A 13471-nucleotide genomic window follows, 5' to 3' on the forward strand; every position below is an offset into this window, starting at 1 on the left:
CTTAACATTAATATACTCAAATAACAATAATACAATTTGGGTGAGCACGGGAACTTTCCACTTGATTCCCATGTGCTCACCAAGATAAAAACCCCGTGCTCACCCTTAAATAGTATTACGCAAAAACAAGTTTTTACAGAACGAGAAAAGATTGTTGAATAAAATTATATTAAATTAACAAAATTGTTGTCCACACTCGAAGAAAAGACCGTAAGCGTAAAGAGCGATCACGAGAAGGGAAAGAGCAATAAGGATTATTCCTAAAGTCTTCATAGGAGAATATTATACAAGGGGGTTATAAATATTAGATACAATGACTACTCTATTTTACCTCCTCTTTACTTTTTGAATTGCCAAAGGACGTAAACTCTATGCCGAGGGCATGATCAGCTTCTATGAATCTCTATATCGATAGGAGACAAATTATTCTCAAAAATAATCTGAGAATTAAAAATATTTCATTCGTATATGCTGGGGGATACTCTTTTTGCTATTATGTAGTAAAGACGTAAGAACCTAAAACTTACTTCTTAATGCTCTAGACAGAGAATAAAAGACCTACCTGACAAGATGTAGTTAGCGTTTTTCTACCTATTATACTTTAGCTACTTTTCAAAATTACTATCTTCTAAGGTCTTCTTATATACATCCTCATACATACTCACAACCATTTCCCAAGGCAAAACGTCCTCCGGTATTTCCTTAACCTTGGAGTCCTTAGCTTTTGGCAAAATGTTAGCTAAAGCTTTATAATCGCCGGGCTTAAACAGAAAACCGTTAACCCCCTCTTTAACCCTATACTTCAAAGCACCTACGGAAGAAGCAATGACCGGTTTCCGCCTGGCCCAAGCTTCAGAGGCTGCTATAGAGAAGCCCTCAACGAAATCCGAAAGGCTCGGAATAACTACACAGCATGACGAGTCTATTAAAGCGATCTTGCTCAGATCGTCAAGAGAACCCGCATAAACAACATTCGTACCTTCAACTTTATCACCACTACCAACTATTACGCCCTTAAAATTAGACAATTGTAGAGCCTTAATAAAGACCTTGACGCCCTTCAACTTATGAATCCTTCCCACGTAAAGTGCAAACTCACCTTCTTCTAGGTTAAAACGTTTTAACACTTCTTGTCTAAAATCCTCATTTATAGGCTTGAAATATACGTCGTCTAACCCATCAGGAATTAGGAAAGGGTTTGCGTTATACTTCTCTAGAACTTTTTTATCGCCCAAGTTTTTCACTGTTACTGCGTTAGCTAAATTCAACCCCTTTTTTATAATGTAGTCCTCGTAAATAGGACCAACCAGTCTGTAAAACAAATTTGGATGAGTCCCTAAAGTCTTTGCGGCTAGAAAACTCACCACTTTTTTACCTTTAAGCATTGAGGATACTGAAATATTAAAATAGCTCAAAAAGGAAAGCACGTGAACTACTTCATAATCTCCATTTACCTTTTCTAGAGGTATTTGAATATCCGGTTTGATTTTAAGGACTTTAACTTGCCTAACGTTCATACCTTGACAGGCTGAGGTAGAGAAGAGTGTTACTTCGTATCCCCTTTTAGTCAGGTAATAGTAAAGCCTTTGAGAAACAATCTCCATACCTCCGTAACCGCAAACACTATGATGGATTAATGCTATTCTCATCAATTATTAAAAAGCAAGAAACGAACTTAAATTTTTCCTAAGAATATACCACCATCATAATTACTCGTCGTAATACTAATTTATTACACTCATAGTTTTAGGTATACATCTGAAATTGACACACATGGAAAAGTTACGATACTAGTGGTAAGAAGTAGCTAGATATCTCCTCCCTGACCTCAGCTAATTCCAATAACAAGACCAGGGGCCATGTAAATTATTTCGTCCCTCAAACTCGTATTATAAACTATCTCTTGAATTACCGAGAGGTTACCGTACTCATAATAATAAGACTGTATCAAACCTGAAATTGAATACCCAGTAAGTGTAGCGTTAATACTTAAAGGACAATAAGCCGTTAAGAGGAACGAAGGAGGTTTGGACACGGCGTAAGTATAAAGGAATTCAAAGTAATTATTATTAAGCGTGGCTTCAAAATTCCTACCCTCATAATAATAAAGTGAACCAATTAACACTAGGATAATAACCATGGTTGCGAATAAAGGCTTAAGCTTTCTGGAGAAAGATATTTCGGCAAAAGCTATTGCCATAAATGGCATTAACTGTTGCGGAATTCTCGTAATATAACCCGCACCGCCTAACTTTGCTGATACCGGACCCACTATTAGGGAAGTAATGAGTATCAACACAGCTAGCATTAAGTATTCCTCTTTTTTATCGCTCTTACGCGATAGTAAGAAAAATAGCAGTGCAGGAGTCAAAGTTATTATAGCCATGTATATTGCTTCGTAAAACACTATTTCAGCCCATAAAGGCAAAGGTCTGTATAAATCTTGTGATACTACAGTAATCGCACTAGAAGGCGTTGTGTAAAACGTTGCCACATCATAACCTAAAACTACGTAACCAGCGTAAACCATAGCTAGGTAATTAAGGTAACTTATCCAACCTATTCCGAACAGCGCTGTATAATAAAGTGGCGTTCTGTTCTTCCTTAAATAGTAAAGAGCAATTACTAAAAGCCCGAAGAAGGAAAAGAACGCAACGCCTAAGTGAGATAGTATTATCCCTGATGATAGCACTGCTATTGGCACTGAATGTTTCAGCCCCCCTTCCTTAACGCTTAAGTAAACTAATAAAAGAAGTAACCAGTAAAGGGGCGTAGCGTAAGTTTGGTCTACGTAATGAAGGTTTGGCGAGAACTCGAAGCCGAAGAATATTATGAGACCTATAAAGCTCTTATATATGTCTAAACCTAATTTTCGGAAGACGTATAGGACTATTGGAGTGTAAACCAAGACCTCCATTACGTTATAGTACTTTACGAGGAAGGCGAGAATAAAAGCTGTAGGTGATGTGGGTATACCATTCACTATATCTATTAGCATAGCGTTAGCCCATTCAAATCCAGGCTCTTGCCTTACTATTTGATCAAGGGGATAAATTGGTGTAGTATGACCAGTATAGAGCACATATTCTGTCCTTGCTAAAAATCCTCCTGCGTCATAAAACTCACTGCCATATTGAGGAAATGAGAACCAAGGTAAGTAAAATCGAGCTAAAATAAACGCTATTAAGGGAATTGTTAAGAAGATTAAGCTCTTATTCTCTCTTTTATTCAAATAAATTAAAACGAAGGAGAGGGCTGTGAGGACTGAGAATAGGGGAAAAGCGTAAGGGTCTAAGCTCATTTGACTAAAATAGTCCTTGAACCCCATTAGCCTAGAATATGATAGGAGCGTAAGCGTATAAATTGTTAAAACTACTAAAACTGATAAGGAGACTACAAATGAGGGTAATATGCTTCTCCCTATTTTTACAGCCATTACACTATCTCTTCACCTAAACCTTATATTTATTATCCTTAGCTTACCTATGCGTGTTTACTACATTATATGCGATATTTACTCAGTAATGCTCCTCAATAAATTTTATAACACAAAAGTTAGACAGAGAGTCGATGAATATATGCATTTACGGTACTGTTTATAATTCAGTAAATACTGTACTAAATACCATAGAAAGCGTCTTTGAGCCTGAGTTTTCTGCTATCGTAGTTGTCGATTCTTATTCAACTGATGGTACATATGAGAAACTAAAGCAAATTGGAAAAGAGTTTAATTTAACAATACTTGGGTTTGAGTCTTCAAGAGGTATTGGAAGAAGAATTGCATTAAAACATTGTCCAGATAATTCAATTACTGCATATATGGATCTTGACGTATCTTATACTCCAGCCTTCAGAAAAATTGTTAAATCTGGAATTAAGAATGCATTAATACTTCATGGAGCAATCACATTCATTGGAATTAAAGAAGAAATATTAAGTAGAGGAAATTGGAAAGATCTGAACTCGGGTGAAGATTGGGAATTCCTTTCTAGAATGAAAATTCAGTACGGACTCCCAATAATTATTAGGTAAAAATTTCGTATATAATGGGCATAGAGAAAAGAGATATGCTAAAAATTGGAGAGAGTATTTAAAAAGAGAACTAAGATGGAAAATTGATAATATTAGAGGTTCTGGTTACAGTTTTATGGAATTAATGAGAAAAAGACAACAGACTTTAGTAGAAGAGCTAGCTAAACCGTTAGTATTCTTAGTAGCAAAGGTAGAAGGAATTTATAGGAACTCAGAAGAGCTAAATAATCGGAATTTTACACTAAGGAACTTCTTTTATAACATTGATGACCCTCAAAAATACGGAATAGATAACGAATTCATTTATCCACCAATCGTAGAAAGGCGATCGAATATAATTGACTATAATAAAGTAAGAGAGATTTTACTAAATAATTTCCTCAAACTAATTGAATATGATTGCGGTAACTATTCGGTTTTCACTAAGCAATTTGATCCCTCACTAAAATGTAATTGTAGAATATTAAAATGCTAATTATCTAAAAAACTAAATTATAGCCGTACTGTTAAGTAGTACAATATTAGTTATACATAATTATTTTACATTAGAATGCCAACGTAAAATCAAACTCCTATAATATCTTGAAAACAAAGACGTTAAAATTCTATTCTTCTTTTTCTTGTTCTTTTTGTGCCTTTTATTTCAGTTAGATAAGATCAAAAATGTTTCTATCTCAGTTGATGTTTTACTATTTTACTTAGCATATTGTCACGGTGGAGATTTTGTATTTGACGATAAAATACTAACTTTAAGAAGAGTCCATAATACTAATACCAATGTAGATAGAATAAGTGATTATGAAGATTGGCTAACTAATTTGTCTAAAATGAGCAAAAGATATAAGGTTGACTACTTGACATTTTTAAACATCTTCTCCCGTTTTAAATGTGAAATAGCAGATGAATACAAGAAAAAAATAATTTCTCACCTTGAAGCTATGTATCTAGGCTGGACTATCACTTATAGTAGATTACCTAATACAAAAATGAACTCACATTAAAAGAGCTTATTAAATACCTTAGCTATCAACGTAGTTTAAAGTCATTTTTATACGGATTTCTACCTTTTGATCCTAAGAGAATCAAGGAATATGCAATAAAGAAATGGTATAATTATAATCTAAATGTTATGGGATCAAATGAACAGTAATAGGCTTTTCTTAGTTGATTATGCATCAATATGCACTTGACTAATACGATTTCATAATTAATATTTCTCAACAACTAATCAGATACTAAATCCAGATATTTTTTAGATATGGAAATATAGTCATATTTTTCTACTAGCTTTTTTCCATTATCGCTCATCTTTTCCCATAACTCATAGTTTGATAATATCATCTCTAATTTCTCAGCGTAATCGTTAGGATTAATTCCATTAATTCTAAAACCATTGTATCCATCAACTAAAGCCTCTTCTGGAATACAATTACTACCAACAACTGGAGTACCGCTTGCTGAAGCTTCGAGAGTCGTATACGAAAAAGTATCAAATGTAGACGGTAAAATTAAGGCTATAGCTCTTGCATATAATTCTTTGAGTTCTTCATTATCTACGACTTTAGGGATAATCCAGTCATATTTAAACTTTTCCTTCCAGTAATGAGCGGCAGGGCCTACTATAACTAGGTTCATGTTAAACCCTCTTTCCCTTAAGAGCCTAACAGCCTCAACAGAAACGGGAACGTTTTTCTCACCTCTAGTCCCTACATGAAGGATAAATTCTCTCTTATCTCTAGGGTAGGATTTAAATCCCTCGTTCTTAAAGGGAATCGGTATAACTTCATGACATTTAATGCCCAACTCTGAAGCCATTCTCTTAACCTTCTGCGAAATACACACGACATAATCTTGCCTGGAATAAAGGAAGCGTAAAGCTAACGCGTTTACCTTACTTTTTTTAGCTTCATCAAGACCATTACCGTGAATTACTGCAATTTTCTTAGCCTTACTTCTAATCCACGCAACTCCATTCATTATGACCAAATCTGGAGAAAGCTCATTTACTACCTTGCTACCCTCAAAAAACCAATCAATAACTACTTTTTTTATAGGCTTAGGTACTGAAAAAGCATTATATTTAGCATCAGCACCCCATCTTTCCAAAGGGGAAAAATCGCGTTCAACGTGATGTGTAAGGAAAAATACTTCGTTACCTAATTTCCTCATTCCTTCCCCTAATGTGAAAACAAACCTGCTGACGCCGTCTAGGGCATCAAGATGCTCTCTTCTCGTTATTATTATTCTCACAATAGTAATGTATAATTAGACTACTTTAAGCTTTAAGCCATAAGTATCACACTAAGTAGTGAGGAGGATTTAAACTCGTAATGACGAAATAATGAGAATTAGTTTCAGTAATGGTTTCAAAATAATATTAAGCTTGCTGTTCTCAAGTGCTGATTCGATTTCCTTAATTTCAACAGCAGAGATTGTTTTTGAAAATGCTATCAATATTATATATTGAGTTATAAAAGTTGCCAGAGAAAGTGGAAGGTTGTAAGGATAAGGGATCTTGAACTCTATGGCAGAGGGTAATATGAGCGAGATCAGTGCTATAATTTCAATCCTAATAAGGGTGAAAATTGATTCCTTCAATTTTAATCCTATTAATTTACTTAACTGTATATCCTCATAAATTGTGGATACAATTGATGAAGCCCAACTTGAAAATATCATGCCCACAATACCAAAACGTAAGAGGAGAAAATATGTTAGTGGTATAAATACGGAAATATTAATTATATTCTCTACAATTGGAATCTTGTACATTCTTTTTATATAGAAGATAGTATTCCTTCCGTAGAGAGAAAGAAACGAGGTCAAGATCGAGAGGATCAAGGAAAGCTGAAGTAAGTAGGGGGATAATGAGTACTTCTCCCCATAAAGTAAGTAAACAAGGGGAAATGAAACGGAAAATAGCATCCCTTGTGCTTCCAACGTTATTAGTAAAGCGTATCTGGAATACTTCATAACTGCTTCAGCATACTGTCTTTCGTCAGTTATCCTAGAGAAGGTAGGTAAAGTTATCTGAGCTAAGGGAGAAGTAAAAATGGTTATAATACTAGTTAAGTTGTTAGCGGCAGCATAATTACCTATATCTGAGGCAATTATTAGTCGGGAAAGTAAGATGTATTGGACTTCACCAGAAATTAACCCTATTATACCTAAAATCGTAAACGGTATATTATAAGAGAAAATACTCTTTAATGATATATCTCCTTCAGCTTTTATCCCCCTAAAAATGTAGAGCAAATAAGTGATCCCAACTATCCCAGCAACAGCATATCCCGCTAGTGCACCAAAGATCGCCCCGGCTATCCCAAAACCTAGAATTATTAATAATGGCGCTAAAATAAACCTCAATAATGCATATAAGAAATCTAAAAATGAACTTACGTGAGATTTTCCCAATGCTAGTAACTGATTATAACTAATGTACCTAAATACTGTTTCTAAGAGAATAATTAATGCTGAAATCCTTAAATAAATAACTAATTCTGGTCTATTTAGTATTGAACTCGCAATGTAATTACTTAAGATTAAGAAGAGTACTGTGAAAACCAAGGATAATGTAAGCATGTAAGATGTAGTAATTTGAAATACCTTTTTCGCACCTGCTAATTTTCCTTTAGCCATGAATTCCGAAATATATCTTTGCGCTGCAGTAGTCATTCCTAAATCTATGAAGCCTAAAAGAAAGTAAGGAATACTAAATGAAAGAGTATATAAACCGTAATTTTCAGGTCCTAATAGTCTACCTACAATGATTGTGTTTAAGCCTAGTAGAACCGTTGCCGAGAATGTGCCTACTAAGATGTGGAGGTAAGACGTGATAGCGTATTTAGATATATCACCCATTAAGTCAATAACCTTGTATGTATATAAAAATTTAGTACAGTATATTATGAAGCTTTTTGTTCCTTTTCGTACCACTTCCTTGCAACGTATAGTTGAACGGACTTAGGCATAAAGATTAACGATGCTAGTAAAATTCCTCTAAGGTTTTTATAATCCAGACTAACGTATTTCAAGTAATCACTAAAATTTGCTTTATACAGTCCGTCTTTAGATAATCTAGTTACAGTTATTTTATCACTTAAAGCCTGAGCTAACAGTGTTTTAACTACGGTATTGCTTATTCCTTCTGATTTACAAGTACTTATAAGTTCTAGTAACAGCTCATATCGATTAGAATAAAAGGTTATTTTCTTCTCTAACCATTCTTGAAAGCTTTTCTCTTTTAAAGCAGTAGAATTATTGTAATGCCATCTATATAAAGTTAATATAACGGGGTCGAACTTAATCTTGTAGTTTTTAAGTAGTGCAAAATAGTAATAAAAGTTATCAATAAAGTATCTTACCTTTTTTAGCTGTGAAACGTATTTCACTAGAATATCCTTCCTAATACAAGTAGAACTTGAATTAACTGGGCTTAGATCAATGAACCTATTTCTCATGAATTCTTTGTCATTTTCTTTCAACTTGTCTATAAGTTCACTTATATTCTCCCCTTGCCTAAAAGCTAAAAGAGCGTGATGGTAATAGCCTAAGCTTTCTTCCTTAAATGCCTCCTTAACTTTTTCTAGTTTCCATGGAACCCATATATCATCATCGTCTAGAAAACAAATAACTTTACCTTCTGTATACGACAAAGCGTTGACAATATCTGCACCTTGATTCTCTTCATTAGAAAATACAGTTTTTACACCTAGGTTTTTTAAAATGTCATCGTATTCTGAGAAATTCTTTACAACAATTATTTCATACTCCTCTTTCGGTAAGGTTTGATTTAATGCAGAGTTAACAGCCTCAAGTAAAAACTCCCTCCTATTATGAGCAGTAATAATAACTGAAATGAAAGGCACAAAAAGAATAAGAATAAGGAGAATAAAAGGTTTGATAATAATTTTTAACCTTATTTTCGCTCATTACATTTCATGGCTAATATAACTTTTGCAATGTGGGGATTAGGAGGAACTGGGTTTGAATTAGTAATTTATAGATCGCAGATTAACTAGCTAAAGAAGGGCATACTGTGAATTTAGTTAGCTTAGTGGGATGGAATTATTCTAGTTATAATCCTACAAGATATGCTAATGTACTTACACAAAAGAAATTTTTACGTCCTCTCTTTTCAATACAGTTTCTTTTAGAATCTAATAGGCGCTTTAAGAGATTTAGCTGGGCTACAACCTTGTTTTATGAGACTAATGTGAGAATACTAGCAAATCTTGTTAAGAAAGTAAAGAATGATATAGTAATTGCTACATCATGGTATACTATATTACCAACTGTAAGAGCTGGTGGAAAATATGTATTTTTCCAAGACGCAATTGACGCTTATTTTATTTATGATCAATGGAAGGGAGTGCTTTGTTGATATCTTCAATTTATTTCATAAGCATGATATGATACACTGAGAATTTTTCAGTAATTAATATTTATTTCAACGTTATTTGCAAGCTCACACCCAAATACCCGGAGCTCCACCAATTAAAGAATTAGCCAAGTGGACCATCCATGCATAAGCCCAGAACTTGAGCTTAGCCTCAACCACTTGTCCCAAAAAGCTTGTAGCCCTAACAGATTCCCCAAAAGTACGCTTCACAGCTGAGAATAAGGACTGAATCCTCCACCTAATACCATAACCCTTCTCCTCTCTCCAACGATTATAACCTCTTGAACTCCCTTACGGTCTTTCTCCTAGCTGGATGGCCACGTCTAGTAGAAGCGTTCTTCCTAGGTGGAACAACGACCTCAACCCCGGTATTGTAAATCTCATTAGCGTCATAAGCTTTATCTGCATAAAATTTCTTGACTTTCTTTCCCTTGTCTTGTAAATCCTTAACTGTCTTTACTGCTGTCTCAACCTCGTTGGTGGTTACTTCGGCGTTTATTATGTTGAATTGGTCTTTATCCATTACTATTTCGATCTTGAGGAATTTTGAGTCCTTGGTTTTACCCCATTTTGCTATGATGTATTGTCCTCCCTTGTTTGTGCTTATTCCCGTTGCGTCTGCTATTACTTCAAGTTGGTCATTTACCTCGAATTTGATTTTCAGTCTCTCTAGTGCTCTCAATACTCCTTCTATGGCCCTATAAGGTAAGAACAAGTGGAGGAATGCTAGGAATTCGTTGAACTCCTTTGGTGCCTTGTAGGTTTTCTTTGCATATCTATTCTCCTCTGCTAGTAAACCAGTGTTCGAAGATGTAGAAGGGAAACATAAGGGTGTATCTCGTTATGACGTTCTCGTCGTACTTGTGCCAATCCCTCTTGTACTCACTCTTTCACAAGAGTAATACTCGTAATTATTTTTTATAATTTTTTGTATAATTCTGAAGTAGCCCACAAAGCAGGAAGGGAGTCAAAAAATATATATCAAAAGCATGTTCCTCTGATCTTACCTTTCTAAGCATTTCGAATTACACTGATAATATAATTAAGCAATTTAATAGTAAAGAAAAAATATTGCAAATAGGAATATTTATTCGTGATGAGTTCTTTAGAACTCAGTTAGTTAAACCATCACAGAGGGAAAAAATAGTAATGACCATAGCCCGTACGGCTCCTACAAAAGGTTTTGATACATTTGTAAAAGCTATGAATGAAATTTGTAGAAAGAGAAAAGATTTTAAAATTCACATAGTTAACTTTGACAACGTTAGTTTAGGAGATCTAGGCTTTAACTACATAGAACATCCCAGACTTTCATGGGAAGAGCTGGCAAATTTATACGCATCCTCTTATGTTTTCGTTTATACATCAAGGTTAGAAAGTTTCGGGCTCCCACCAGTAGAGGCTATGGCTTCCGGAACTCCAGTAGTAATGACGAGAACTGAGGGGTCTAAAGAATACGGAATACACAATTACAATTCCCTAATAGCTGAAGTAGATGATTACAAAAAGATTGCCGAATACGTGGAGTACTTGCTAGATAATCCGTCGGAGGCTGATAGGCTTTCATTAGGTGCAATAGAGACTGCTAAGAAATTTAGGTTTGAAGAGTTTATGAAGCGATTTAAAGAGGCGATAGGTTTACAATAATTTAAATACTGTGTGACAACCAATTATTTGATTAAATTGAGGGTTAGAATTTTATTAGAGACGAGACAGAGAGGAGTTTACGCTACTACTTTGCTAATGTACGAGTTCCTAAAGGAGAAAGGTATAGACGTGGAGATGTATACTTCTTTTCCCTCCAACTTTAATGTATTACCTCCTCATCCTAAAAGTAAGATATTCGGAGAAGAGACGATGCTTAATAGTACATCTTACTCAAAGAGGGTTCTCAACGAGATTAACCCAGAAAAAGGTTCAATACTTCACATAGCTAACGCTTGGCACGGTATAATACCTTTAGCCGAAAAGAGAGGAGTAAAGACCGTAATAACAATACAGTACTGGTGGCCAACTTGTTACTTTAATTCAATGACTTGTAATGACTGTGATTGCAAAACCGTGAGTAAGGTGAGTAGAGCTATAAGAAGTAAGAAAAGCAAATCTTTGTTTACGTCATCGCTTGAGGCATTTTACGCAATAAGGAAAATGGAAAGGATAAAGAAAAACGTGTCTTCTGCCTCAGCAATTTTGGCTGTAAGCAAGGTAGTAAAGGACGTACTAATATCTAGAGGTTTTCCCGAAGAGAAGATAAAAGTTATTAACATTAATGCACTTACAAAAAACATAGATTATGTACCTTATAATCCAAATGATAAGTTTTTCACTTTTGCATACCTTAGTTACCCAGATAGGGAGAAGGGTATATTCAACTTGGTAGAGGCTTTTGCAATAGCCTTGAAGAAAAATAGCAATTTAAGGCTTAAAGTCCCTGGAGGCCTGGAATCGAAACAAGTGGTTAAGATTGTTAAGGATCTAGAACTAACTGAACATGTAATCCTAACAGAAAGAGTTCCTTATGAAGAGTATGTAAAGAAAATGAGAGAAATTTTAAGTGACGTTGATGTCGTTATTGTACCTAGTTTAAACATTGATACATGGGCTAGAGTTGTAACAGAATCAATGCTTTCTGGTAGACCAGTGCTTGTAACTAAGGGTAATGGAGGGTTAGTTGAGCAAGTTACTGACGGTGTTGATGGTTTTCACGTTAATACCTATGATGTTAAGGAATTTGCTGAAGCTCTCTATAAAATATCATTGATTCCCAGAGAAGAGATTAAGAAGATGGGAGAAAGGGCCAGAGCCAACGCTTTAGCAAAGTATAATTCAGATAAGATAATTAACGACATAATAGAATTGTATAAAGAATTAAGTGAATGAATTATTTTGTAAATATAAACTTGAGAATACCAGAGAGTACCGAACTACCGTTAATTAAAGTCCATATAGGATAAAGCAGAATAACACCTAGGGTTACCTTTAAGTTTCTTAGCTCCTTATAGGAAATCAACGCACTAGTAACAGTTCTATAGAGTATTACTGACCCTCCAATAGCTAAAAAGAATAATGGATGAAAAATTAAGTAAGCAATAGCTCCTAGTAAATAGCTTATGGCAATTTTCTTAGCTCTGATCACATACTTGTTCTTCTTATAAAAGTTAGGCTGTTCTAATGGAAAAGTGAGTAGTGAGAGTAATATTACAAAGAAAAGAAGAGGATAAAAGGGGAGAACAAAACTTAATAAGAAGAAAAAGACGCTTAGGAAGTAAATTAAGTTATCTAAGTTGGGCAAATATTTGTACCTTTTCAAAATTATCGCTGATGGGAATCCATATTGCCACGCTTTAACCAAATGAGATTTTAATGATTTTTGGTAATAAGAAAGTAAGTGCTCCACATGTACTTTAGGATTTAATACAATCTTATATCCGGCCCTTCTAACCCTTTCAGCGAAATCTATGTCGTGCATACCGTATTTGTATGAGTTATCAGGCAAGCCGACTTTCTCTATAACTTCTCTTCTAATGAGATCGTTATTTAGCCCGCTATATAGTACTTCCATTATAGGCAAGTTAGGTACTTTATCGTGCCACCCTAATATGTAAATATATGAGAATATTTTATTTACCGTACTCCTGAGTTTTTCAACTGGGGTAATGAAAAGCGAAGAAGCTATGCCAATCCTTTCATCTTTTTTGACCGTTTCAAGCATTACTGAAATCCAGTCTCTATCTCCTAGAACTAGATCGTCGTGTAAAATTAAAATGTATTCTCCTTTAGCTTTACTTATTCCTTCATTTATAGCTCCTGCATGACCTAGTTTTTCCTCATATTTATAGTATCTTATCGGTAAGTGGTCTATGTATTTTTTTACAATCTCTTCAGTCTTATCTTTAGAACCGTTGTCTATTACGATTACTTCATAATCGTCATGGAAGTCTTGAGCTTTAATACTCTCTAATAACTCACCAATTGTATCCTCAGCATTGGAAGTAGGAATAACAATTGATAGCATGACATAATAATACGAATAAGTTC

12 protein-coding genes and 1 pseudogene are annotated in these 13471 nt (G+C 34.6%); 6 read left to right on the forward strand and 7 right to left on the reverse strand.

All coding sequences use genetic code 11. The features are described from left to right. Positions 1–605: 605 nt before the first annotated feature. Complete coding sequence (locus WIW89_RS00530; RefSeq protein WP_337719345.1) at positions 606–1649, reverse strand: glycosyltransferase family 4 protein; 1044 nt, start codon at positions 1647–1649, stop codon at positions 606–608. Between the two features lie 179 nt (positions 1650–1828). Continuing rightward, positions 1829–3436 carry a hypothetical protein gene (locus tag WIW89_RS00535; RefSeq protein WP_337719346.1) on the reverse strand — a complete coding sequence of 536 codons (1608 nt, stop codon included), beginning with the start codon at positions 3434–3436 and terminating at the stop codon, positions 1829–1831. Between the two features lie 134 nt (positions 3437–3570). Between WIW89_RS00535 and WIW89_RS00540 the strand changes: the two genes are divergently transcribed. The 3 genes from WIW89_RS00540 to WIW89_RS00550 all read left to right on the forward strand — a co-directional run bounded on the left by WIW89_RS00540 (position 3571) and on the right by WIW89_RS00550 (position 5033). Continuing rightward, complete coding sequence (locus WIW89_RS00540; RefSeq protein ID WP_337719347.1) at positions 3571–4032, forward strand: glycosyltransferase; 462 nt, start codon at positions 3571–3573, stop codon at positions 4030–4032. Between the two features lie 115 nt (positions 4033–4147). After that, entirely contained in the window at positions 4148–4507 is a 360-nt protein-coding gene (locus WIW89_RS00545; RefSeq protein WP_337719348.1) for a hypothetical protein, read from the forward strand. Positions 4508–4661: 154 nt separating this feature from the next. After that, positions 4662–5033: a hypothetical protein gene (locus WIW89_RS00550; protein WP_337719349.1), complete on the forward strand. Its 372-nt coding sequence runs from the start codon at positions 4662–4664 to the stop codon at positions 5031–5033. A gap of 223 nt (positions 5034–5256) precedes the next feature. Here the strand turns inward: WIW89_RS00550 and WIW89_RS00555 are convergent, their stop codons facing one another. The 3 genes from WIW89_RS00555 to WIW89_RS00565 form a co-directional block, all read right to left on the reverse strand. Next, a complete protein-coding gene (locus WIW89_RS00555) occupies positions 5257–6282 on the reverse strand; it encodes a glycosyltransferase family 4 protein (protein WP_337719350.1) in 1026 nt (341 codons plus the stop codon). Between the two features lie 69 nt (positions 6283–6351). Beyond that, entirely contained in the window at positions 6352–7893 is a 1542-nt protein-coding gene (locus tag WIW89_RS00560; protein WP_337719351.1) for an oligosaccharide flippase family protein, read from the reverse strand. Between the two features lie 44 nt (positions 7894–7937). Next, positions 7938–8900 carry a glycosyltransferase family 2 protein gene (locus tag WIW89_RS00565; protein ID WP_337719352.1) on the reverse strand — a complete coding sequence of 321 codons (963 nt, stop codon included), beginning with the start codon at positions 8898–8900 and terminating at the stop codon, positions 7938–7940. A 170-nt stretch (positions 8901–9070) separates the two neighbouring features. On the opposite strand from WIW89_RS00565, the gene WIW89_RS00570 reads away from it, so the two are divergent. Next, positions 9071–9415 (forward strand): hypothetical protein, encoded by a 345-nt coding sequence (locus tag WIW89_RS00570; RefSeq protein ID WP_337719353.1) that lies wholly within the window; start codon positions 9071–9073, stop codon positions 9413–9415. Positions 9416–9499: 84 nt separating this feature from the next. Here WIW89_RS00570 and WIW89_RS00575 read toward each other — a convergent pair. Continuing rightward, positions 9500–10278 (reverse strand): annotated as a pseudogene (locus WIW89_RS00575) (transposase). Between the two features lie 226 nt (positions 10279–10504). Here WIW89_RS00575 and WIW89_RS00580 point away from each other — a divergent pair. Together WIW89_RS00580 and WIW89_RS00585 are read left to right on the forward strand one after the other, a co-directional pair. After that, positions 10505–11080 carry a glycosyltransferase family 4 protein gene (locus WIW89_RS00580; RefSeq protein ID WP_337719354.1) on the forward strand — a complete coding sequence of 192 codons (576 nt, stop codon included), beginning with the start codon at positions 10505–10507 and terminating at the stop codon, positions 11078–11080. A 36-nt stretch (positions 11081–11116) separates the two neighbouring features. After that, positions 11117–12313 carry a glycosyltransferase family 4 protein gene (locus WIW89_RS00585; protein ID WP_337719355.1) on the forward strand — a complete coding sequence of 399 codons (1197 nt, stop codon included), beginning with the start codon at positions 11117–11119 and terminating at the stop codon, positions 12311–12313. A 1-nt stretch (position 12314) separates the two neighbouring features. On the opposite strand, the gene WIW89_RS00590 is transcribed toward WIW89_RS00585, so the two are convergent. Continuing rightward, complete coding sequence (locus WIW89_RS00590; RefSeq protein WP_337719356.1) at positions 12315–13448, reverse strand: glycosyltransferase family 2 protein; 1134 nt, start codon at positions 13446–13448, stop codon at positions 12315–12317. Between the last annotated feature and the right edge of the window lie 23 nt (positions 13449–13471).

This window comes from Stygiolobus sp. CP850M, from assembly GCF_037389425.1.
In the GTDB taxonomy this organism is placed as follows: Archaea; Thermoproteota; Thermoprotei_A; order Sulfolobales; family Sulfolobaceae; genus Stygiolobus.